Source organism: Embleya sp. NBC_00888 (genome assembly GCF_045207655.1).
Taxonomy (GTDB): Bacteria; Actinomycetota; Actinomycetes; order Streptomycetales; family Streptomycetaceae; genus Embleya.
This window is the reverse complement of record NZ_CP108784.1, coordinates 7,768,349-7,792,191: the sequence shown is the minus strand read 5'-3', so window position 1 is coordinate 7,792,191 and position 23,843 is coordinate 7,768,349. Positions and strand designations below refer to the sequence as shown.

Below are 23,843 nucleotides of genomic sequence, written 5' to 3'. Positions count from 1 at the left end.
GGGGGAGCCGCGACCACCGACGACGAACGGACGGCGGCCGAGCGGGCCACGGACGCGACGACCGGGAACGTCGACCTGCGGGCCCGGGATCCGCACTCATGTGTTTCGCGACGGTCGGCGGCGCAGCAGCAGCGCGGTGAGCGCCGCCCCGAGCAGGATCGCGGCGGGCAGTCCGACCCAGACCAACGGGCCGCCGAACGCCGCGGAATCGTCGGCCTTCGAGGACTCGGAGGTCTTCGGCGTGCTCTTCGCCGGAGTCTTCGTGCCCGGGTTCGCGGCGGTCGACGCGGACTTCGCCGGTGGTGAGCCTTCGACCGGCTGCCCGCTCTGCGCGTACACCGGACCGGGTTCCTTGGTACCGCCCACCGAGACGTCCACGGCCAGCGTGCGCAACTCCCCCTCGCCCTGGGCCGCTACCGCGATGTAGTACCAGCCGGGCAGCATGTCGGCGACCTCCTGCTGCCGGTCGCTGCGGTTGAGGAAGCGCACGGGACGTGTCGCGAAGGGGTCCACGCCCTTCGAGAAGATGTGTTCGGTGTCGTGCACACCCCACGAGTCCTGGGCCAGTTGCTCGCGGATCGGGTTGTAGAAGTGGGTTTGTACGCCGACGATCTCCTTGCCGCCGCCCACGCGCGTCTGGAAGGCGAGGCTTTGGCCCCAGTCGAGGCGGACCCGGTAGAAGGCCCACTCCCCCGGGGCGATCGTGTCGGTGTAGTGGCCGGATCCGGGCAGGGTGGTCGCCGAGCCGAACGAGCCGCCGCCGACCACCGGTTGCGGAGCGCCGCCGGGTTCGGTGTAGCGCGCGAGGTCGGCCTCGGCCGGGCCCTTGTCCAGGGCCTGCGGTTCGAGCAGGACCTGGAGTTCGAGGGGTACCGGTGGTCCGGTTCCTCTACGGGTCACCGAGAACACCTGTCGGCCGGGTTGCTCACAGCCGTTGGTGCCTCGACCGGCTGCCGTCCAACTCACCGACGCCGTGACGACCTTGGACAGCCCTTGGTCGAGTCCGGTGTCCGACGCGCAGAAGCTGTTGCCGCGCTCGCCGAGCTGCTTGACGTCCAGGGCTTCCAGGCCCTTGACCTTGCTGACGGTGGTTCCCGACACGTACGCGGTGTAGCCCGCGGGCACGTCGACGGAGTAGTACTTCACTTCCTTGTCCGTCAGCTCGTCCAGGTGGCCGCCGGGGGGCACGGCCGCGGCGCGCGCGGGATCGGGGCCGCCGTCGACGGGGGTGCCCGCGGGTTCGTAGCTGCGCAGCGCGCGCTGGGTCACCCGGGTCAGTTCGCGTTCGAGCGAGCCGGCGTCCGGGGCGTCGGCGTAGGTGCCGCCCGAGGCCCGGGCGATGCACATCAGTTGTGCGCGGGTCTTGGCGTCCGCCGCGAAGCCGACGGTGTGCACGCGCATGTCCACGCCCTGGGCGGCGAGTTCGCGTGCCACCTGGCAGGGTTCCGGGGGCGCGCAGGTGTCCTCGCCGTCGGAGACCAGCACGATCGAGCGTGGGCCCTCCTTCGGCAGTGCCTCGGCGGCCTTGCGCAACGCCGGACCCATCGGGGTCCAGCCCAGCGGCCGGATCGCCTGCGCCGCCGCCTTGAGGTCCTGCTCCGGCGCGGTGCCGACGGGTCGCACCACCGTGACGTCGCGGCAGCCGTCGGCCTTGTCGGTGGTGGACCCGCTCTGCCCGGTGCCGTACACCGTCAGTCCCATCCGCGAGCCCGCCGGCGCGGCGTCCACCAGCGTGCCGATCGCCTTCTTGGCGGCATCGATTCGGGTTCCGGTCCCGGCGCGCTCGTTCATCGACCCGGAGGCGTCCAGGACCAGCATCACCGGGCTGAGCGTGCCCGGTTCGGCCGCGCGTGCCGGTGATTGGCCGGTGGGCGCCCAGGCGATGCCGAAGGCCAGCGCCAGAGCGGTGCACGCCGGGAGTGCTCTCGATCTCATGGCCGGGAATCTAGACCGGATTGCACTCGCAAACAATGGATTTGCAAAGAGCAATCGTGAATGACTTGACTTGCTCCAGTGGGACATGTCGCCGAAAAACCATCGTTGCAGTTGCAAATATTCTGGCTCTGATCCCGATCGTACGCCCAAGATCGTTCGACCGTTACCGGCACGTATACCTCTGCCGGTTCATCGGCTCGCCCTTGCCGCGCGCGCGAGGACGGCGAAAATCTTCCCCCCGGACTCTGTCATCGGATCGAGTCGACGCCTCGAGTTCGGGGAGCTTCACAGTGCAACGAGGTCTTACCGGTTCGCTCGCCGCCGGTCTGGGCGTGGGCGCCTTCGCGCTGATCGCGCCGATCGCGGCGGCCGGGTCGGCCCACGCGGCCGACGACGACAAGAAGGCGTGTGGGCCGGTCACCATCGAATGGTCCATCGACGACAAGACGTGGTCCAAGGCCGGCCTGTTGGGCGCGCTCCACACCAAGGTGAGCGTGCGCATCGCCGGCGATGTGGCCAAGTCGTGCAGTTACAAGGTCTCCCTCGCCTCCTACAGCGCGGAGGGGCCCACCTGGAAAACCTCGGGGATCCAGCGGTATCTCGGCTCCAAGACGGTCACCCTGAGCAGCGCGCACAAGAGCGCCAAGCTCGACATCTCCAAGTACGCGCCGCCCTGCTTCGGCCAGATAGATCTGTACGGCAACGACAAGGTCTACGACGGGAAGGCCAATCCGCTGCCGCGCTATCCCGACGCGAAGTTCCCCGTCGATCTGATCGCCGGGTGGAACGGCGGCAAGGAATGCGCGCCGCCGACGACCAAGCCCCCCACCACCAAGCCGCCCACCAGCGCGCCGCCCACCACGAAGCCGCCCACGACCGCGCCGCCGACCACGGCGCCCCCCACCACGACCCCATCCAGCACGGCGCCCTCGAGTTCGGCGCCGCCGACCACGAAGCCGCCCACCACCACCCCGCCGTCCGAGGACCAGCGCACCCCCGAGACCGCCCCGCCGGTCACCGGCCAACTCGCCCAGACCGGCGGCAACAGCGGTATCAAGCGGATCGCCGGTGCGTCCGTCGCGATCCTGGTCGCCGCGGTCGGCGCCCTGCTGCTGATCGGCCGTCGCCCGCACCGGTCCGGCCCCCGTTCGCACTGATCCGGTGCGGATTTCCGCTGCGGCTCATCCGGAATGCGCGGATCCGCGAACCACGCTCGCACCACGAGAGCCTCTGCTCTAGGCTCCCGACGTCGCACCGCTCCGGTGTCCTTTTTCAGGGCTCCGGGCCGAGTCCCGGTGGCCTGACAGGCGCCCCCATACCGGTTGCGGGTAAGTCGACTTCGGGAGCAGCGAAGTACCGTGGAGGGCTTCTTGCGATTTCGTTCGCTCAAATTCGTGTTGCCCGCGTTCCTGTTGGTCGGCGCAGGTGTGACCTTCGGAGTGGCCTCGGGTGACTCGGACAACTCCAAGGCCACGGTGCCCACCAATGAGAACGCCTATGTGAGCCAGGTGGCACCGGCCAAGGCGCACGCCACGCAGACCTGGTTGTCGGTGTGTCCGGCAACCTGTGAGGGAGCTCCCCGCTCCGAACGGCGGGCGTTCGTCAAGTTCACCGTCGCGGGGGTACCCGCGGGCGCGCGTGATGTGCGGCTGAGCCTGGATCTGTACTCGGCCAGGACCACCGACACCTCCGTGCGCGTGCACAAGGTCACCGGTTCCTGGTCGGCGAACAGCCTGACCTGGAACAAACAACCCGCGTTCGGTGATGTGGTGGGCTCACGCGACGGCTTCACCGCGTCGCAGGTCGGCTCGATCGACGTCTCGTCGGCCTTCACCGGCAACGGGGCGTACAGCTTCGCGCTCACGGCCGGGAAGGGCGCGCAGGGCGTGTTCCAGTCCTCGCGCGCGAGTGCCGCTCAGGCCCCGCGCCTGTCGGTGAGCTGGACCGATCCGGCCACCCCCACCACCGGGTCGCTCCCGTTCGAGATGCCGTCCACGTCGGCACTGCGCGCGAGCGACAAGAAGGTGTACGCGCACTACTTCACCCCCTACCCCGCTTCCCTCGACAACCAGGAGCCCAGCCAGGACTACTACAGCCGCAACTACCTCAACCCCGCGGGCGAGAGTGGCAAGCACGCCGCGTACGGCGGGCTGCTGCGGGACCGGCCGGTCCCGCGTGGGCCGTTGACCGGGGACTGGCAGCTGCAGGACATGCAGCGCGAGATCCGCGACGCGACCGCGGCGGGCGTCGACGGCTTCACCGTCGACGTACTGTCCACCACCGGCGCGCACTGGACCAGGATCAAGAACCTGATCAAGGCCGCCGAGACCGTCGACCCCGGCTTCGCGATCGTGCTGATGCCGGACATGACCTCGCTCAAGGACGCAACACCCGCGAGCCTGGCCGCGTCGATGGCCGACCTGGCCTCCTCACGGTCCGTCCGGCGCCTCGCGGACGGTCGCGTGGTCATCTCGCCCTTCAAGGCCGAGCAGCAAACCCCGCAGTGGTGGGGCGAGTTCGCGACCGCGATGACCAAGACGCACAAGCTCGGGACCGCGCTGGTCCCGGTGTTCCTGAACTTCTCGGCGAACGCCGACAAGTACGCGTCGGTCAGCTACGGATTCTCGAGCTGGGGCAATCGCAGTCCCAACCGTCAGGGCAACATCCAGTCGGACATCGCCAAGGCGCACAGCCTCGGCAAGATCTGGATGCAGCCGGTCGCGGTCCAGGACGAGCGCCCCAACCAGGGTATCTACGACGAGGCGAACAACACCGAGAACCTGCGCACCTCGTGGGACAACACCATCTCCGGGGGCGCCGACTGGGTACAGCTCACCACCTGGAACGACTACTCCGAGGGCACCCAGTTCCAGCCCTCGGCCAACTCCGGACACACCTGGGTCGACATCAGCGACTACTACCTGGTCCGGTTCAAGACCGGGGCCTGGCCCCGGATCACGCGTGACACGGCGTACCTCACGCATCGCGTGCAGTTCGCCGCGGCCAAGCCCACGGGCGGCACGCAGACGAAGTTGATGACACCGAGGTCGGGGACCAACGCGGCCCGGGACTCGGTGGAGGTGCTGACCTTCCTGGTCGCACCGGCGACGGTGAACGCGACGATCGGCGGCGCCGGCCAGAGCTATCAGGCGGCGGCCGGCGTACAGGCGAAGCTGTTCCCGCTCGCCTACGGCACCAACTCGGCGTCGATCGTCCGCAACTCGGCCACGGTGGCGACGGTTTCCTCACCCAATGTGGTGCGGAAGGACTTCGCCGCTCAGGACCTCGGCTACCGAGGCGCGAGCAGCGGCCGACCGGGCGCGGGCTGACGCTCCGCACCCACCGAGTGGAACAACCGTGGGGGTCGGGTCCGTTGCGGATCCGGCCCCCACGCTCGTGCGGACGAAGGCACCATGCGCGGGGGTACGTCCACGGGAACGACGGAGCGCCGACCCCGGCTGGGGTCGGCGCTCCGTCGTCGTATGGGTGACACTCGTCGTGGTGCGGGCGGCGGAACCTCGGTTCGCCTGCGCCGCCCGCCGGGACGGGCGGCGAGGTGGGAGGCCTATCGGCACGACGCCCCGGAAGACGAGGCGCAACTCGTCTTCCGGGGCGTCGCAATCGCGTACGGGGCTCGGGCTGGGACGAATCTCCCGATCCCGTACGGGTGTTGGCGCTCGGAGTCGGGCGGCGATCGCCGGGGAGGGTGCGCTTCCCCCGCGCCATTGAGGGGGAACGCCCGGCCGCCGCCCGATCCGCGGCGCTCAGTTCCCTCGGTCCGCCTGGGCGGACGTCGGGTGGTGGGACCACGACTTGTGCCCGCCGGGCACACGATGCACGCTGCGCGGTGTCCGGGCGGCGTTGCCGAGGCGGGATATGCCTCGGGCGCCGGCGCGGCCTCGGCCGCGGGACGATACGGAGCAGTCCATCGGGTTCCCTTCGGTTCCTGAAGGATGACGAGGCTCTTTCAGGACAAGCCGGGTGTGTCGCGAACGAAGACGCGCACCGCGGGGTGTGGCGGCGAAGCGCTTCGATGCGACCAGCCTGCGGCATGGGAACCGGTTGGCCAAGTCCGCGCAGGCTGCGGGAATGTGGGGAGCAGGACAAGCGGACCTGGCGCTTGCGGGCGAGGAGGGGGCCGTGCGCGGCGGAGGCTCGTCTGTGGCGGGATCAGAAACCCATGGCCAACTGGGCCACTTTGCCGACCGCTCGATCGGTCATCGAGTTCGGCATCTGGCCCGCCACTTCCCTCGGCACCGACTTCTCCTGGCCCCGGGCGACCCGATTGACGGCGGCGATTCCCTTGGCGACGGCGAGGGTCGTCGAGGCGAGCCCCGCCGTGTGTGCGTCGAGGACCTTCGCGCCCACACTCACCGCGAACTTGGTGCCGGCAGCGGCGACCTTGTACAGCTTGCTGTTCGCGACCACGTCCGGAGAGTTCCGGGTCATCCTCGCGATGGCACGCACCGCCAGATTGTGTTTCCGGGGCGGATCGACGACATCGCCGATCGCTTCCTTCCCCTGGTCGTACTTGAGGATCGGCACTTGCGCCCTTTCATCTCACCGTGACGTCTTGCCTAATCGCGCCCGGGACGTCACTCGCCGGGTGCTTGCACTCGGCCCCTGTCCCGGCTGGGGGTCGTGGTTCGCTCGGGCCCTGCGCCATTGCCGGCCTGCCCCAGGCCGGGCGTGCTCGTCCGGCCGGCTGCGGGCCTTGCCACGACGGTCGGACCGGCGGCCCGGGCGATGCGGTTCGTGACACTCTGCACGGTCTCCGGGCTCAGCGGCTTGAGGCGGCCGGCCGTCGCCTCGGGCTTAACCGGCAAGGCCACGGAGGGTTGGGGGCGCGCGGGTTCGCCGTTGCTGATGCCCACCGCGTTGGCAACCGCCGCGGGGCTGACCGGACTCAGACTGTCGAGGGCGGAGGCCGCTCTCCTCGTCTGGGCACGTGCCGTCCTGGTCGCAGTCCTCGTCTCTCGCCGCGCCTGCCGCGCCTCCCGGGCCGCCGTCCTGGTCGCAGTCCTCGTCTCCCGCCGCGCCTGACGCCGCGCCTGCCGCGCCTCCCGGGCCCCGGCCCGCTCCCGACGCGGTCCCTCGGCCCGAGCATCCGCCTGCTGAGCCCGCGCCCGAAGCCCCGCCCGCATCCTCGTCAGGAAACCCTGCTCCGCCGCATTCGCCGGAGCATTCGCCCGCGCCTGACGCCGCGCCTGCCGCGCCTCCCGAGCCGCCGTCCTGGTCGCGGTCCTCGTCTCCCGCCGCGCCTGCCGCGCCTCCCGAGCCGCCGTCCTGGTCGCAGTCCTCGTCTCCCGCCGCGCCTGACGCCGCGCCTGCCGCGCCTCTCGAGCCCCGGCCCGCTCCCGACGCGGTCCCTCGGCCCGAGCATCCGCCTGCTGAGCCCGCGCCCGAAGCCCCGCCCGCATCCTCGTCAGGAAACCCTGCTCCGCCGCATTCGCCGGAGCATTCGCCCGCGCCTGACGCCGCGCCTGCCGCGCCTCCCGAGCCGCCGTCCTGGTCGCGGTCCTCGTCTCCCGCCGCGCCTGCCGCGCCTCCCGAGCCGCCGTCCTGGTCGCAGTCCTCGTCTCCCGCCGCGCCTGACGCCGCGCCTGCCGCGCCTCTCGAGCCCCGGCCCGCTCCCGACGCGGTCCCTCGGCCCGAGCATCCGCCTGCTGAGCCCGCGCCCGAAGCCCCGCACGCAACCTCGTCAGGAAACCCTGCTCCGCCCCATTCGCCGGAGCATTCGCCCGCGCCTGACGCCGCACCCGCCGCGCCTCCCGAGCCGCAACCCTCGTCGCGGTCCTCGTCTCCCGCCGCGCCTGCCGCGCCTCCCGAGCCGCCGTCCTGGTCGCAGTCCTCGTCGCCCGCCGCGCCTGACGCCGCGCCTGCCGCGCCTCCCGGGCCGCGGCCCTGGTCCGACGCTGCGGTGCGGGTGCCTCTCGCTCCGGCGCCGGCGCTCGCGGAGCCGGGGCTGCCGCTTCGGCGGCCGGGGCATTGCCTGCGGTGCCAGTGCCGGCTTCCGCACGGGCACCGGGCAGCGGGCCGGGGATGGGGATCGTTTTCGCCCGCACATTTCGAGTGGCGAAGGAGTCCCGCAGGTTGCCGAAGAAGCGCCAGATGCCGACTACGGGACTCGCGATCGCCCGGAAGAAAGGCAAAACGAATCGACGGAAAAAGCCACGCCGGTCGTCGGGCTCCAGATTGATCCACGGATTGCGGGTCGCCACCGGCCGAATCTCCCTCTGACCAGACGCACGGAAAACTTCACGGTAGTGATCACGAGCACGCTACGACTAGGTCGCAACACGCGGACCGGTCACGGGTATTCGCGCGATCCGTCTGTTGCGCGCGACTCCCCCGGTGGCGGACTTGTCGAACACGGTCGACATCGCCGCGGAAAGTCCCGGTGCGTACGACGGGCTAGCCAACGCCTGCCCCATACTGCTAGAGCTGTTCGATGCTTCGGGGGAGACGAACGATGGGTCAGGCGGTTACATGAGTGCCGAGTCACGCAAGTCGTCGCCGAGCGGGCCGCGTGGTCGTGGAGCCGCCGCTCGCGACGAGGCCCTGCGGGTGTCCCTGCACGGCGCTGTCGCGCGGATCCGACAGGCCCTGGCCGACGATCCGGTACGGACTCGCTCCGAGAGCGAACTCGACTCGCTTCGGGAACGGTTCGCCGATCACGGTGTGATCGTCGGGGCTCGGCGCGGACTGCTCGACGTGCCCACGCCCCAGGTCCTGTCGGCGTGTACCACGCCCGATTGGGCCTCCCGTTCGGTCCTGCACTTCGTCGCGCTGCAAGCCGCCGTCGAGGACGAACTGCGCGGCATGTTGTCCGTCGCCGCGAACGAGGAGACACCCTCGGGCAATCTCGTACCGACCTGGACCGCGCCCAAGCGCAGCACCGGTGACGACTGGCTCGGCATCCCCTCGATCTGGCAGGGACGGGTCGCCGAACCCCTGGGCGTGCTGGACGAGTTGTGGACGACGACGTGCCGCGCCGTGCTGCGCCGGGCGCCGGACGCCGACGCACTCCTGCGCCGGCTGGACCTGTTGTTGCCGGCCACCCACGATCGCGACGTCGCGCCGCTGTCCGGCGGAGCCGGCGTACAGGCCTTGCGCGAACGCATCGCCGAAGGAGCGATCGCCTGGGACGATCCCGCCTCTGCACCGTCCGCCGGCACGTTGTGGGTACCGGAGGGTTCCGGCGCCAACCCCTGGTTGCTGCAGGCGGCGAACGGGGTCCCGACTGCCGGGATCACGCCCACCTTGTCGACCGCGTGGTGGTCGTGGTTGCGCGCGCTGTGGTCCCGGCTGACCGATCGGGTGTCCGCGTCGCTCGTCCCGGCGGTGACCGAGCTGCTCAGCCGGATCCTGACGCGACTGCTCGCGTTGTGGGCGGACCACGTGAGCCGTCGCGAAGCGGAGTCGCCGTCACCGACGTTGCCCACCGGCGGGATCGATCTCGAAGCCCGCGGCCTCCCGTCGCTGCGCGCCGCCGTCGCGGCGGAGTCGACGACCGCCGCCCCGCCGCCGGCGCGCCCGCGTCCGGTGCGCCCACGTCCGGTGCACCCGGCCGTCGATCCGCCCACGCCCGCCCGCAGGAACCCGAGCCCGGCAACACCGGCACCGACACCGCAGGCTGCGGCGAACCCGGCGACACGACCGACCGGCACAGCGACCAAGACCAGGACCAGGCCCGCGCCGACGACACCCCCGGCTCCGGCCCCCGCCCAGGTCTCGACCCCCGCCCCTGCTCCCGTGGTGGCCGCACCCCCGTCGCCCACCCATCGGGTGTCGTCCGTACGCACCCTGTCCGGTCCCTCGACCCGCCACCTCTCGGAAACGCAACCCGCCCAGGAGCCCGACGCCGACCGTGTCGCCGCACTCGCCAGGATCGGCCTGCTTCCCGTCTCGGGCGCGATCTCGAAGGTCCGCACCACGAAATCGGGTTAGGTCCCGTCCGACGCGTCGTCGAAGGTCCACACGGCAAGGGCAGGCCGGCTCCGGCAGGGCCTCGAAGCACCATCCGGCACAGGCCGGAATGCGCGAAAGCCAGGCCTGATTCCGCGTTTTGTGACCTATCGCGTTCCGATTCGCGCCTCTAGGCTCCTGTCGCGCCGGCACGAGCCCGACCTGTCCATGCGGCGAGTCGCGGACTCCGGAGCGGAGTCGCCTCGCCGAGCGGAACGGAAATCCGTGATTCGCCCACGCTTGCCCTTGATATCCCTGCTGATCGCCGCCGCGCTGGCAGTGAGCGGCTGCTCGGCTGCCGGGAGCGGGAGCGTTCCCCTGGTGCGCAATCCGGTCGACGAGCCGGTCAAGGCACCCAAGCTGGTGGTTCCCGCCGGCTTCGACGTGAACAACGGCTGGCAGGCGGACGTCCGCAGCCGGGCCTACGTCGTCGCCCCGAAGGTCGGCGCGCTGATCAGCATCGACACCCGCAGCAACATCCCGTCGGCGGACAGCGACTCCACCACCCGCACCAAGACCGTGGTCGTCGCCCGCGGCGCCGGCGACGGCAAGGTCTGGTGGTGGTCCAAGCCGGTGACCCAGTTGCAGGATCAGGAACGACCGATCCTGTCGCTGATCACGGTTCGCGACACCGAGATGATCGTGCTGATGCGGTTGGGCACGATCCCGGAGGACGGCCTCAATCGGGCCCGCCGCGTCGTGGTGGCGGACAGCTTCGTCGCCGCGAGCAGCGGTCGGGACGTGATTCCGCGGCAACACCTGGTACGGGACGTGCCCGAGGGGACGACCGAAATGCCGGCCCGGGTCGGGGACGGCGGGGTGTTGTTCCGCGACGGTGGGGACCGTCGCGAGGAAGGCCCGTTCGGGCGAGGTTCGCTGTGGAATCCCGATACGGGCGAGGTCTCGCCGACCGGACCGACAGGACCGACTCCGCGTCGCTGTCTGCTGGGCAGTACCTGCACGATGTTGTCGTATCCGATGTCGCCGACGGCGGCCGGAATGCTCAACGAGACCTGGCAGACGATCGATTCCAAGGACGAGAACGGCCTGCCGGACACGTGTCGCGTATACAGTTCCCGAGACGAGGCCTGTGGCCGCGGTTTCGAGATTGCCGGACGCTGGAACAGCGGATCGGTTGCGCCTCCGGGGCGCGCGCTCGGGGTGCCGGTGAGTGTCACGAACACCGCCGTGGTGGCGGCGTGGTGGACGCCCGCCGCGGAGAACCAGCCGCAGGAGGTCCTGTATGTCGTGCACGACCTGGTCACCGGGGCGGCGTTGACGCAAACCCCCTGCCACACCGCGCGTGACGACACCCCGGACGAATATCATCGGTTGCTCACCGCTCGACATTCCCCCGACACCCGCTACCTCGTCGTGGGCCCACTTGCCGTGGACATGCGCGGCGCGGCCGTGTGCTTCGCCCAGAACGATCGCAACAACGCGGTCCGGCTGGAATCGGTTTCCAACGCCGGCATCGCGTACGGAACGATCCAGAGCTCCGACGGCAGCAACAAGCTCAACGCCGGGCGGGCCGCGCTGAACATCGCGACGAAGGGCATCGAGGCGCTGCCCGCCGGAGTTCGTCCCCCTTCGTTCCTCACCGCCTCCAGCGTCGGGATCTTCGTGACCCGCAACACGGAGGGCCGGGAGCCGTTCGACACGACCCTGACGATGTATCCGCCGCCGCCCGCCGTACCCCTCCCCACCAAGAAGAGTTGAGCCGGCCGAAGCGCGATTACCACATCGGTGGCGCCGGCCCGGCCACTATCCCGATCGCGCGGAACGCTTCGCGCTCGGCGGATAGTTCGCCGACGGGCCGAACGTAAAGATTGACAATCGTTCCCTGTTTCGGGAAGAGGATCCATGTCCCAACACTCCGAGCCTGCCGCGCAGCCGGGTCGAACGATCGCCGCCTCCCTGTCGATCGAGTCGACCCGCCGCCAGGTCGCCCAGGCCGTCGCCTCGATCCGACGTGGCCGCGAACGCTCGACCACCGTCGTCGCCGTGGTCGCCGTCGGCTCGCTCTTCGCGACCTCGGTCGTCGTCGGAATCGGCGTGGCCGGAGCCGACGCCGACCTGGCCGACGTGGGCGCCTGGCTGCCCAGCGCGAACGGCAGCATGGTTCATGTCAACGGCCTCTCCGGCGACATCACCGGCCGAGTCCGACTGCCCGGGGCACCCGGCTCCAACTACCAGGTGAGCGAGGACGGCGACACCGTCCTGGTGATGGACGAATCGACCGGCCAGGTCACCCGAATCGACCCCGCCCAGTTGACCGCTCCGTTGTCGGTCGACCTCGGTGACGCCGGCATGCAGTTGGTCACCGGTGGCGAGCGCGCGTGGTTGGTGGAGTCCGGTACGGCGCCGGGCGCCACGACGGCCGTGGTGCGGCCGATCGATCCGGGCACCCTCGCGCCGCTGGGACCGCCGATCGCCCTCGGCGCGAAGCCGATCGGTCGCGCCCAGGCGGACGCCAAGGGCACGTTGTGGATCCCGATCCCCTCCAAGGGCGAGGTGATCCCGGTCCGCGGCGCCGTGTTGGGCACGCCGATCAAGGTGTCCGAACCGAACAGCCCGATCATGCTCGCCCTCGTCGCGGATCGCGCGGTCGTCGTCGACGCCGCGGCCGGCGCCGCGAAGATCCTCACCGACACCGGCGTGCAGACGACCATCACGCTGCCGTCCGATCTGTTCAAGGGCGGCCTCGACAAGGCCGTCGTACCCGGCAAGAGCGAAGGACAGGTGCTTCCCGTCCTGAGCACCGCCGACGGCACGCTCGTCCTGGTGGACATCGCGGCGGGCAAGGTGTCCGCGGTTCCGCTGGGCACCGGCGGGAACGTCCTGGGCGAACCCCAGGTCCTGGGCAAGAAGGTCTACATCGCCGACCGCACCAGCGGTTCGCTGATCGTGTACAACACCGAGCAGGCCAAGCTCGAGGAGCAGGTCAAGGTCACCGGCGTCGCCGGCGAGTTGGAGACCTTCGTCCGCGACGGTCTGCTGTGGGTCAACGACGAGAAGAACGCCACCGCGGTCGTCGTCGACGGCGACGGCAAGCTGCACAAGGTGCAGAAGTACGACGAGAAGGGCGGCAACCCGGTCCCGGGTGACGAGCTGCCTCCGACGCTTCCGCCCTCGACGCCGCCCGCCGACAATCAGCAGCGGCCGAACAACCCGGGCAACGCCGACGTTCCGCCGAACCCGAACCCGAAGGACAACGACGGGGACGGCGACAACGACCGCGGCAACGACAACCCGGGCCGGGACAAGCCCACGGATCGTCCGACCCAGGGCGGTGGCAACACGTCCACCCCCGATCCCGGCAACGACCCGAAGCCCCAGCCCACCGCCACCATCACGGTCACCGCCCCGCCCGTCCCGACGGGCTCCTCGACGCCGTCGGCCACGACGACGCCGACGGCGAGCAGTACGCCGTCGGCATCCGCGTCTCCGTCGGCGTCGGCGTCCAAGAGCCCTACGGCCTCCAACAGCCCCACGACCCCCGGTGGTAGCGCGACGGCGAGCCCCACGCAGACGACGCCGACACCCGACCCCCCGAAGCAGACGGCTCCCACCACGCTGAAGGCAACATCCGGCGCCGGCTTCATCACCGTCACGTTCGCCAAGTCCAGTGGAGCGACACCCCAGAGCTACCGCATCGACGGTCTCAAGGACGGCATGAAGGCCGAACCCACTTCCTTGGGCCCCAAGGCCACATCGTCGTTCAAGGTCACCGGGGGCCAGTGCAAGACGGAATACAGCTTCACCGTGACTGCGGTCTTCGCCGACGGCGTGGAGAAGACGTCGAAGCCCTCTACGGCGGTGCGTCCCTGCACGCTCCCGGCGGCGCCCAAGAACGTCACCGCGAAGGCCGCCGCCGGCGGCCACGGTGGCACGTTCACGTGGACCGATGTCGCCGGCCTCACGTACTCGATCGACTTCCAGAACAAGACCACGAAGTCCACCACCGCCAAGTTCGCGGTGAGCAATCTCAAGAACAGCAACACATACCCGATCACCATCACCGCGACCAACGAGGCCGGCACCAGCCCCAAGGCCACGGGGAGCCTGAACCTGACCCCGCCGAAGCACGTCTACAAGGTCGGCCCGAACATCGACAACAACGTCACGATCGGCATTCGCTCGGGTCCCTCCGTCGCCGGCACCGTGCGCAACGGCTACATCGCGGCCGACTACACCGGCAACATCACGGTGGTCTGCCAGGTCAAGGGCGAGCACCAGGTCCGCCAGGGAACCAACGTGACCGGTTCGATCTGGGACAAGGTCGAGTACAGCGGCCCGGGCGACCCCGGCAACGGTTGGACCAGCGACCTCTACATCCGCACGCCCAACTCCAATAGCGGCAGCTTCTCGCCGGATATCTGGCAGTGCGAGTGATCGCGGCCGGCGAACCCGCCTGACGCGACACACATTTCCTGGTGGTGCGCCCCCTTTCCCGATCGGGGCGCACCACCGAGTCACCCCCGCCCGTCCGCGACCACACACCCGTCAAGACGCGGCAAGCCCTCCCGCCTTCCCCGACCGTCCACGGCACGGAGTGACGGTGGGCGATCGACCTGGAGCGCCGTGAACACGATGCCATCGACGACGAACGACGATCGTCAGAACTCTCTGCCGTTCCATGCCCCCGACGCGCTGGCGTTGTTCGGCGAGTGCTTCAGCGCCCTCGCCGACAACATCGAGCGGGTCGTGGTCGGTAAGCGGGAGCAGATCGAACTGGCGCTGACCTGCCTGTTCGCCGAGGGTCATCTGCTGGTCGAGGACGTGCCCGGAACCGGTAAGACCACCCTCGCCCGCGCGCTCGCGGCCTCGCTCGACGCCGCGTGGCAACGCGTGCAGTTCACCCCGGACCTGTTGCCGTCCGACATCACCGGCGTGTCGATGTTCCGCCAGACGACCAACACGTTCGAGTTCCTGCCCGGACCGATCTTCGCGAACATCGTGATCGGCGACGAGATCAACCGGGCGTCACCGAAGACCCAGTCGGCGCTCCTGGAGGTGATGGAGGAGGCCCGGGTCACCGTGGACGGCGTCGCGCACCCGGTGCCCCGCCCGTTCATGGTGATCGCCACCCAGAACCCGGTGGACATGTCCGGCACGTATCCGCTGCCCGAAGCGCAGTTGGACCGCTTCCTGATGCGGATGTCCCTGGGCTATCCGGACCTGCGCTCGGAGGTGGCGGTCGCGGCCGGGGCGAACGGCGCACCCTCGATCGAGACGCTCCCCACCATCGCGACGGCGCAACACATCCAGGAGTTCGTCCAGATCACCCGCAGCCGGGTCAAGGCGGTCGAGTCGGTCGTCGAGTACGCCGTGCGGATCGGCCACGCGACCCGTGAGTCGACGCACACCCGACTGGGCGCCGGGCCGCGCGGCAGCGTGTCGTTGATCCGGGCCGCCCGGGTCCGGGCCGCGTCGCAGCGCCGCGCGCACATCCTGCCCGAGGACATCAAGGCGCTCGCCGGACCGGTCCTGACGCACCGTCTGCTGCTCACCCCCGAAGCGGAGTTGAGCGGCGTCACCGCCGCCGACGTGCTCACCGAGGTGCTCTCCCAGGTCAGCGTCCCGAGCGCGACGGCACTGAAGGCGAACGCTTGATGCTCTCCTCCACCGGGCGCGGTGTGCTCGTCTTCGGCCTGGTCCTGTGCGGGCTCGGCTGGGGGTTGGGGTATCGCGAGGGAGTGGTTCTGGGGGTCGCGTGCCTGGTCTCCGTGACCGTCGCCGTGACCTGGACCCTGCGCCGCTCCTCCGTGGCCGCGAAACGCGAAGTGGTGCCCGCGAAGGTCGCCCGCGGCGACATCGCCCAGGGCCGGGTGACCCTGGTGAACACCGGGCGGCGGGCACTGCGCGGGCTGCGGGCCGAGGACCGCGTGGCGGGACTGATGGTTCCTCCCGTCGACCTGCCGCCCGTTGCCGCCGGTGCCGAGATCCGGGCCCGGTACACGCTGCCCACGCATCGCCGCGGCCGGGTGGAGATCGGCCCGATGCACCTCGTGCGCAGCGATCCGCTCGGGCTGACCCGGCGTTCGCGTCGGCACGGCGAGTTGGAGACCCTGCTCGTGCGACCGCGCACGATCGCGCTCCAGTCGCTGCCGGCCGGCCGCACCCATCACCTCGAGGGCCCGAACTCCGATACCGCGGACGACGGGACGCTCACCTTCCATTCGCTGCGCGAGTACGTCATGGGTGACGACCTGCGTCGGGTGCACTGGCGTTCCACCGCGCGCACCGGAACGATGATGGTCCGCAAGCTGATCGACGTGAGCCTGCCGCAGACCACGCTGGTCCTGGACACCAACCTCGCCGCGTTCGCCGAGGGGGTCGACGCCGACGAGCGCGACGAGGCGTTCGAGGTCGCCGTCGACGTCACGGCGTCGGTGGCGCTGGCCGCCGCGAGCAACAACTTCCCGCTGAAGGTGGTGACCGGGCGCGGCGCGTTGCCCGCGCCGCTGGGCGATCACCGCAGTGCCGAGCACTGGCTCGACCTGCTCGCCGAGGTCTCGGCACACGAGGATCACTCGTTGTCGGACGCCTTCGACGTGGTCGAACGTACCCGGGCGGGCGACACGTTGATCGTGGTCACCGGCAGCACCGACACCCCCGGGTTGCCGCGGATGGACCGGGTCCAGGGCCGGTTCGATCGCGCGTTGCTGATTCGGGTCGCCCCACCCTCGACCACCGACCCCGGCCGGCGCTCGACCGCCCGGCCGACCGCGATGCACGTGTCGCAGATCCGGGTGTCCAGCCTGGAGGAGATGGCCGTGGCGTGGCGCAAGGAGATATCCCGGTGAGCACCACTCTCGACGATCGCCCGGTGGAGTCCGAGCCCACCGGCGATTCCCGGCCGGGCGGGCCGGCGTCCGCGCCGCCCACGCGCCCGAACCACCCGCGCGGGCAGCTCGATCGGCCGGACGCCGACCATCGTTCCCTGTGGTCGCTGATTCCCGTGACGCTCGCCGCGTTGTCGGTGGGCTGGGCGTTCGGCCGCACCTTCGAGACGCGCGACCTGGTGCCGGTGATCCTCCCGTCCGCGATCGTGCCGGTGTTGTTGTCGGTCGCCTGCTCGCGACCGGTCCGCGCCCCATCGGGCACCGCCGCATGGACCGGTGCGGCCGGGGCGGCCCGACGCGGGCCCGCCGTGCGGCCGTTGTGGCCGTCCTTGATCATCACCGTGGTGTGTTGGTCGCTGGTGTTGTCCGCGACGCTTTTCCGGGACCGGGCCGCGGGTGGTTTCCTCCCGAGCATCGGGCTGATCCGGGAGATCTGGTCGGCGCTGTTGGACGCGCCGCACGCGGTGTTGAGTGTGGTGGCGCCGGTGCCCGGTGATGCCGAGATGCTCGTGCTGCCCGCGACATGTGTGTGGCTCGCCGCCCTCGGCGGCGCCGAGTTGGCACTGCGCACCCGCACGGTCGTCGCACCCGCGGTGCCGGCGGTGTTGTTGTTCGCGGTGCCGGCCGTGCTGGGGACGGGTGGGCCGGGGAGCAATGTCGCGGCGTCGGTGGCGTTGGCGGGCTCCGTCGGCCTGTTGCTCGTCTCGCGGCGCCCGGGACGCGGATCGGGGCTGCGCAACCTGTCGATCGGCCTGCCGTTGGTGGTGGCCTCGTCGGTGTTCGCGGGCGCGGTCGGTCCCGCGCTGCCCGGGGCGACCGCACGCGAGGCGCCGGACCTGCACACGCTCGTCGAACCGCCGACCGATGTGCGCCTGGGCGGGGCCAGCCCGTTGGATCGCATCTCCGCGTGGTTGCAGACCCCCGAACGTCCACTGTTCACCGTCGCCGGCCCGGCCCCCGCGGAACGCAACTGGCGGCTGGCGGTGTTCGACTCCTACAACGGGGTGCGCTGGGCTCCGGCCGACGACCTGCGCACCACGACCGGGCGCGTTCCCGACCGCGAGGACACCTCCGTGGTGTCCAAGACGGCCGAGTCGCATCTGGTGACCATCAAGGAACTCGGCGGGATCTGGCTGCCCGCGGCGGACCGACCGCGCGAGATCCGTCCGCCGGCCGGCCTCGAGATCTCGGTGGAGCAGCACAGCGGCACGGTGGCCGCACACCGGCGGCTGCCTGCGGGGACCCGCTACGAGGTCGACTCGCGCGTCCCGGTCCTGGATCCCAACCGCCTGCAGTTCCTGCCGGTCGGTACGGATCCCGCCTTCATCACCATGCCGGACAAGGACGTCACGGGCGAACCGTTCGAGGCGCTGCCGGTGTTTCGGCGCTTCGCCGAGGAGGCCACCGCCGGCGCCAGCTTCCCCTACCAGCAGGCGCTGCGGCTCGCGTCGTGGTTGCGCACCAACTACCGGTACGACATCACGGCCACCCCGGGACACTCGTACCGCAACCTCCAGTTCTTCCTCGAGTCGGGCAAGATCGGCACCTCGGAGCAGTTCGCGACCGCGTTCGCGGTGATGGCGCGCACGCTGAACCTCCCGAGCCGCGTGGTGGTCGGGTTCTCCTCGGGGACCGACATCGGCGGCGGGGTACGCGAGGTGCGGGCCGGGGACGTGGTCGCGTGGCCCGAGATCGAGTTCGCCGGCGCCGGGTGGGTGCCCTTCTTCCCCACCCCTGGACGCCAGAACGAACCGGGTGACCGGAACAAGGCGCCGGGCCAGGACGTGGCCCAGCCGGGCACGGTGGCCTCGCCGCCGCCTCCGCAGCTCACCCGCGACCAGGTGGACGCGGGCATCGAGGGCACCGATCGCAGCGGCGTGGCGCCGGACCCCCACGAGCGCGAGGACAAGGATTCCGGTATTCCGTGGTGGCTGGTGGCCGCGGTCATCGCCGCCGTCGTACTGCTGGGCTACGCGGTGTTGGTCTTCATCGCGCCGCGCGTGGAGCGGCGTCGACGTCGCGGCGGCACGCCGAACGAACGGGTGTTGGGCGCCTGGCAGTTGATCGGCGCGGCGCTCACCCGAGCCGGTCTGCCGGCCGGGAGCGCGGCGACGGCGCAGGAGGTCGCGGTGTACGGCGGCGCACTGCTGCCCGCCGAGGTCGGGGCACGGCTGCCCGCGTTGGCGGACCTGGTCAACGACTGCGCGTACGGCGAACGGGTCGCCACGCAGCAGGAAGCCGACGACGCGTGGAGTCTGTGCGCCGCCCTGGAAGGGGTGTTGCGCCGCGAGTCGTCCACGACGTCACGCCGCCGGCGCGTGCTCGCGCGCTGGCGGCCGCGCAGGGTCATCGGGGTATTCGGGTTGTCGAAGGGACGACGGGAGTGGGGGCAATGAGCAGCGGGGGAGCTTCGGGGATTCGGGCCGGCACGAAAGCGAGACTGGCGCGGCTCACCGCGGTCGTCGCCGCCGGCGCGTCCCTTGCCGGCTGTAGCCAGGTGCCGAACATGCTGGTGCAGTCCCAGGATCGCGAAATATACCTTTCCAGAGGCGGTGGGGCGACATCCGACCTGCTGGACGTGTCCGCCATTCCGGAGAAATACCGGAAGTACGTACCCCAGTTGGAGAAGGCCGGCGAGGCCTGCGCCGACGTCACCGCGCCGTTGATCGCGGGGCTGATCGAGACCGAGTCGAGCTGGGATCCGCCCGAGGTCAACAATGATTCCGGGCGTGCCCAGGGCCTCGGCCAGTTCATGCCGGACACCTGGAACGGCAAGCCCAACGACCCCGACGACGGGGCGGGCCGCGACGGGGACAACGACAAGAAGAAGGACATCGGCAATCCGGCGGATATGATCATCGCGATCGGTGACTATCTGTGCTATATCGCCGATAAGCTCCACAAGAATCACGAAGACGGCAAGATCCCCAATGTCCGGCCCGGCGACCAGCTCAAGCTGCCGGACCTGATGCTGGCGGGTTACCTCCGCGGCCCGTATGCCTGGACCGATCCGCCCCCGGGCATGACGTTCGCCTCCGATGGCATGCCGCAGATCGACGACGCGAAGAACAAGAAGCCCCGAGAATACGCGAACCAAATCATCAAGCTCGCCAAGGAGAAGTATTCGCTCAAGGGGGCGGGCGGCAACCTCCCCGCGATCGTGGGCCAGGATCGACAGGCCATGATCGCGCGGGCGAAGGTGTGGACCGATGCCCGCGTTCCCTACAGCCAGACCTCCTACAAGGACGGTCTGATGGCCGACGGCAAGACGAAGCAGAGGTACCGCACCGACTGTTCGGGCTTCGTCACCATGGCGTGGGGCGTGGAGGCCGGGGCGAACACGACGGCGATGACCGGCATGACCGAATCGATCAAGAAGAGCGAACTGATGGCCGGCGACATCATCCTCGATGACGACGGCGGCAACTCCGGGCACGTCGTGCTGTTCGAGAAGTGGGCCGACGGAGGCCAGACCGAGTACTGGGGATACGAGGAATCCGGCAGGGTCGGCGCGGTCTACCGCAAGATCCCCTACCTCTACTTCCCGGGGTCGGGGCCGTACGAGCCGCGCCGGTTGAAGGGCCTCAAGTAGGAGGCGGCCCGCCCGCCGGTCACCTGCCGGCGGGCGTCATGCCGATCGCCACGGCCGCGGCGCGCGTGGTGTTCGCGTCGCGGACGACCTCGACAGTCCGGCTCTCCGACGCGATGCCGTCCCGGGTCAACTGGTTGCGGAAGGTGCCGGGCACATCCAGCGGCTGGGCGGGGGGGCCGAACCCGCACCCGGCCACGGCGAGCGGACCCGGAGCCGGCTGCGGCTGCGGCGCGGCGGACATGCCCAGAGGTACGTACCCCAGCCTCCACGGAGATGTCGGCGGGCCCAAGTCCCGCGCCGGCGGCGCCTGGCCGCCGGCGGTCCAGGGATTCCCGGACGCCGACGGCTCGGGTCGCGAGGGACCGGCCTGCTCACTCACGTCGCCTCCCGGCCCGAATGTCTCGGGTCTCGTTCCTGGTCGATCACAGGTTGAACTCGCGCGTGACCCGACGGGGCACCATGTTGCCGGTCTGCTGCAGCAGCTCTACCCGGTCCCGGCCGGACTGCGCCTGCGCGGCGAAGCCCAACGCCCTACGGTGCGCGCGGACCGCCCGCGTGCCCATCCTGGCGGCACCGCGTTGCGCTCTGACCCTGCGGCGCTGTGCGCTGCGTGCCTGGATGCCGGGTGCGAACCGGCGCCCGTTGCCCAGCGCGATCTGGTTCAACAGCGCCGCCTGCGCCCGACTGCGGCCCGCGAACGCCCGCACCTTGGCCCGATTGTCGGCCGCCTTCACGGCCTGGTTCTCGTACTTGCGATAGGCCCGCGCTGCCGCGAATGTGCCGGAGTTCTGCCCGTAGAACTTCGCGGCCTGCACCCTGGATGCGACATTGCTGATGCCTTTGGCCACGCCGCTCTTCAGGGCCGGCTTGAGGACCTTGTAGTGGTCCTTCCGCTTGTTCTTCAGGTGCTTGCGAACCTTGTCGAACCGCCCGCTCACCCAAGAAAGGACGGGCTGGGCCAGGTCGACCGCGTCCGCGATCGAATGTGGACCACCGTTGGGGCCGAACTCGACGGCTTGGCTCATCGCTCATCCCTTCCGTGCCGGCTGATGCCTCCGGCGAACATCACGGCCAGCCCGGGCGGTTCAGCTTGGCCTTCTGGAGGTCGTACTGTTCCTTCGGCCGTTCCGGTTGACCCGGTGTTTCGAAATCGTCGTCGATCTCGTAGGCGATGTCGCCATCATCCCATGAAGCGTCGGGATCGCGCGGGGTCACCCGGAACGCCGGGTCGTCCCACATCTCCGGCGGCGAGGGTTCGATGGGCAGTTCCGCGAGGGGGCGATCCGTGTGACCCTCGCGCGGGTCACACGCGACGAAGGGGCCCAGTTCGGGATCCATCAGCATGCGCAGATGTGGATCCGCGTGTTGGAGCCACCAGGTCGACATGCCCAACGCCGCGTCGTGGCGCAGGTATTCGAACGCACGCCAAATCGCGGTGAAGCGAATGATCGCCTCGGGGTGCTTCCACCACGCGGGACACCACATGATCGACGAGCGGTTCAACCGGCGTTCGATCACCTTGACCATGTAGTCGACGACGAAGCGATCGACCGATTCGAAGACGAACTCCGGCTCGGGCTCCAGCTCTTCGTCGAACTCCTCCGGATCGGGCGATGCCTCCTCCTGCGCCTGCCGGGCGGCGGCCTCCGTCATCGCCCGGAATCGCTCCAGCGCGTCGCCCTGCCCCCAGACGTCTTCGTCCGGGAGTTCGCCGCTCATTGCACCGCCTTGGCCATGTTGATCTGGGCGGCGTTCATCACCTGGGACGGGTCGTAGGTGTTGATCGATTCCTGGATCCGGTCGGCGTACTCCGTCTCCCACCACGGCACGGTGCGTACCAGGGTCGGGCGCGAACCACTGATCTGCACGAAGGCCCGGCCGCGTGGCATCGACATCAGGTCCGACGCGTCCAGCACCGCCTCCGCTCGGCTGGCCCGGCTGATCCCGCGATGGTCACCGAACTTGTGGCTGGTGGACGTGGTACGAGGTTCGAACATGCCCGCGGACTTGGCCAGGTTCTCCAGGAACGACACGTCGGAGACGCCGCCTCCGTAGACCCGGATGTTCGCCGAACCCCACAACTTCTGCATGCCGTTGTCGCCCCACACCGAGACCCCCTGGGCCCAGGACTGGAGGATCACCATCACGATGACGCCACGCGAACCGAAGTGGGTGTACTTGTCGGGAAGCGCCTTCCAGGGGCACACGTTCGCGGCCTCGTCCAGAACGAAGAGCGCCGGAATGGGCAGCCGTCCGTTGGGCGAGTCACGCGAGTAGTTCTCCGCTTCCTCGGCCAGGATCGTGGTCAGCGCCATCACCAGCGGAGCGGCGATCTTGTTGGTCTCCTCGGACAGCAGGTAGAGGGTGTCCGAGGGGGAGCGCACGAACGCCATGTAGTCGAACTCGGGTCGGCTGGGGTCGCTTCCCGGCGTCACCCATTCGTTGATGTTCTCGGCCACCAGGAACGAGGCCATCTGGATCGCCGTGCCGTACACACCGGCCCGCTGCCGGTCGGGTTGACCGATCACCGATTCCACGGCCTCGGCGGGCATGTGATGGCCGCCGTCGCGCAGGATGCGTACGGGAGTGTCGTCGGTCGGGCGGGTCAGCCACACGTAGACCTGGGTGATCGGACGCTTGTCGATCGAGGCCGCCAACAGCAGGTTGGCGAACAGGTCCTGGGCGGCGGGTTCGAAGTAGGCGTCGCTGCGCGCGTGGTCCTGGCGGTTGACCGAGACGAAGCGGGCGGCGAGCTTGACCGCCTTGACGATGCTGTCGCCGACGTAGGTCAGCGGATTCCACCAGAACACCGGCTTTCCACCGGCCTGGTTCTGCGGGTCGAAGATGTAGACCGTGCCCTTGGCCTCGCGAATGGCCCGGGTGGCATCCACCACGTCGCGCTTGTTGGAGGTGACCACGACCGCGCCCGGGGCGCTGACGATGTTCGGGATCGCCCTGGTCGCCGTCTTACCGGTTCGTGGACCCCAGATGTCGACGTGCATGTCCTCCCAGGAACCCCACAGTTCGTTGTCACCGCGCACGGTGCGACCGATGAAGACGCCGGGCGTGGTGCCCTTCGAGAGGCCGAACTTGCTTGCCGTACGGGTGACTTGGTGAGTCATGGACGGCGCCAGTTCCTTGGGCGAGGCCAGGTAGCGGATGGCCATGTCGATCCGCTCGCGCTTGCCCCGAGCCTTCGCCCAGACCTTCCACCCGAGGCCGACCAGGACGAGTACGACAACCAGTTGCAGGCACAGGTACACCGTCGCTATCGCGCCCGGCCATTGGTATTTGCCGATGGCCAGGCTTACCCACAGCATGAGTGGATTGGGGCCCGGCTCCTCCGCCGGCCCTTCGGCCGCCCAGGAAGCGGCGAGCCAGGTCATCACATGCAGCGCCACCAGTGCGACGATGCCGAACAGGAATACCAACGCCTCGAGTTCGACGTTGGGCCCTCTGCGCTTCTGAGTGGCGCTCATGCGTTACCCCCTTGTCTTTCG

Annotated in this window: 15 protein-coding genes; 9 read left to right on the top strand and 6 right to left on the bottom strand. The window is 69.9% G+C overall.

All coding sequences use genetic code 11. The annotated features are described in order from the left end of the window. Positions 1 to 96: 96 nt before the first annotated feature. On the bottom strand, positions 97 to 1,935 hold the full coding sequence (locus OG948_RS33020) for a vWA domain-containing protein (RefSeq protein WP_406299985.1): 1,839 nt from the start codon (positions 1,933 to 1,935) through the stop codon (positions 97 to 99). Between the two features lie 290 nt (positions 1,936 to 2,225). Here OG948_RS33020 and OG948_RS33015 point away from each other — a divergent pair, with 290 nt between their 5' ends. Both OG948_RS33015 and OG948_RS33010 read left to right on the top strand, forming a co-directional pair. Beyond that, positions 2,226 to 3,092 (top strand): hypothetical protein, encoded by an 867-nt coding sequence (locus OG948_RS33015; protein ID WP_406299984.1) that lies wholly within the window; start codon positions 2,226 to 2,228, stop codon positions 3,090 to 3,092. A 213-nt stretch (positions 3,093 to 3,305) separates the two neighbouring features. Further along, positions 3,306 to 5,264, top strand: a complete 1,959-nt coding sequence (locus tag OG948_RS33010) for an endo-1,3-alpha-glucanase family glycosylhydrolase (protein WP_406299983.1) — start codon at positions 3,306 to 3,308, stop codon at positions 5,262 to 5,264. Positions 5,265 to 6,105: 841 nt separating this feature from the next. Here the strand turns inward: OG948_RS33010 and OG948_RS33005 are convergent. After that, positions 6,106 to 6,384, bottom strand: coding sequence for a hypothetical protein (locus OG948_RS33005; protein ID WP_406299982.1), 279 nt, complete (start codon positions 6,382 to 6,384; stop codon positions 6,106 to 6,108). 2,040 nt (positions 6,385 to 8,424) lie between these two features. Between OG948_RS33005 and OG948_RS33000 the strand changes: the two genes are divergently transcribed. From OG948_RS33000 to OG948_RS32970, 7 genes are all read left to right on the top strand, one after another. Further along, positions 8,425 to 9,885 carry a hypothetical protein gene (locus OG948_RS33000; RefSeq protein ID WP_406299981.1) on the top strand — a complete coding sequence of 487 codons (1,461 nt, stop codon included), beginning with the start codon at positions 8,425 to 8,427 and terminating at the stop codon, positions 9,883 to 9,885. 120 nt (positions 9,886 to 10,005) lie between these two features. Further along, positions 10,006 to 11,622 carry a hypothetical protein gene (locus OG948_RS32995; protein ID WP_406299980.1) on the top strand — a complete coding sequence of 539 codons (1,617 nt, stop codon included), beginning with the start codon at positions 10,006 to 10,008 and terminating at the stop codon, positions 11,620 to 11,622. A 144-nt stretch (positions 11,623 to 11,766) separates the two neighbouring features. Continuing rightward, positions 11,767 to 14,298, top strand: coding sequence for a hypothetical protein (locus OG948_RS32990; protein ID WP_406299979.1), 2,532 nt, complete (start codon positions 11,767 to 11,769; stop codon positions 14,296 to 14,298). A gap of 198 nt (positions 14,299 to 14,496) precedes the next feature. After that, positions 14,497 to 15,519: an AAA family ATPase gene (locus OG948_RS32985; protein ID WP_395867456.1), complete on the top strand. Its 1,023-nt coding sequence runs from the start codon at positions 14,497 to 14,499 to the stop codon at positions 15,517 to 15,519. Next, positions 15,519 to 16,712, top strand: coding sequence for a DUF58 domain-containing protein (locus OG948_RS32980; RefSeq protein WP_406299977.1), 1,194 nt, complete (start codon positions 15,519 to 15,521; stop codon positions 16,710 to 16,712). The genes OG948_RS32985 and OG948_RS32980 overlap by 1 nt, the downstream gene beginning before the upstream one ends. Beyond that, positions 16,709 to 19,147, top strand: a complete 2,439-nt coding sequence (locus OG948_RS32975) for a transglutaminaseTgpA domain-containing protein (RefSeq protein ID WP_406299976.1) — start codon at positions 16,709 to 16,711, stop codon at positions 19,145 to 19,147. Before OG948_RS32980 ends, OG948_RS32975 begins: the two co-directional genes overlap by 4 nt. Next, positions 19,144 to 20,343 carry a hypothetical protein gene (locus OG948_RS32970; protein ID WP_406299975.1) on the top strand — a complete coding sequence of 400 codons (1,200 nt, stop codon included), beginning with the start codon at positions 19,144 to 19,146 and terminating at the stop codon, positions 20,341 to 20,343. Before OG948_RS32975 ends, OG948_RS32970 begins: the two co-directional genes overlap by 4 nt. A gap of 19 nt (positions 20,344 to 20,362) precedes the next feature. Here OG948_RS32970 and OG948_RS32965 read toward each other — a convergent pair whose 3' ends face one another. The 4 genes from OG948_RS32965 to OG948_RS32950 all read right to left on the bottom strand — a co-directional run bounded on the left by OG948_RS32965 (position 20,363) and on the right by OG948_RS32950 (position 23,822). Next, a complete protein-coding gene (locus tag OG948_RS32965; RefSeq protein WP_406299974.1) occupies positions 20,363 to 20,584 on the bottom strand; it encodes a hypothetical protein in 222 nt (73 codons plus the stop codon). Between the two features lie 181 nt (positions 20,585 to 20,765). After that, a complete protein-coding gene (locus OG948_RS32960) occupies positions 20,766 to 21,368 on the bottom strand; it encodes a hypothetical protein (protein ID WP_406299973.1) in 603 nt (200 codons plus the stop codon). Positions 21,369 to 21,408: 40 nt separating this feature from the next. Continuing rightward, positions 21,409 to 22,062, bottom strand: coding sequence for a DUF4913 domain-containing protein (locus tag OG948_RS32955; protein ID WP_406299972.1), 654 nt, complete (start codon positions 22,060 to 22,062; stop codon positions 21,409 to 21,411). Next, positions 22,059 to 23,822, bottom strand: a complete 1,764-nt coding sequence (locus tag OG948_RS32950; RefSeq protein ID WP_406299971.1) for a type IV secretory system conjugative DNA transfer family protein — start codon at positions 23,820 to 23,822, stop codon at positions 22,059 to 22,061. Before OG948_RS32950 ends, OG948_RS32955 begins: the two co-directional genes overlap by 4 nt. Between the last annotated feature and the right edge of the window lie 21 nt (positions 23,823 to 23,843).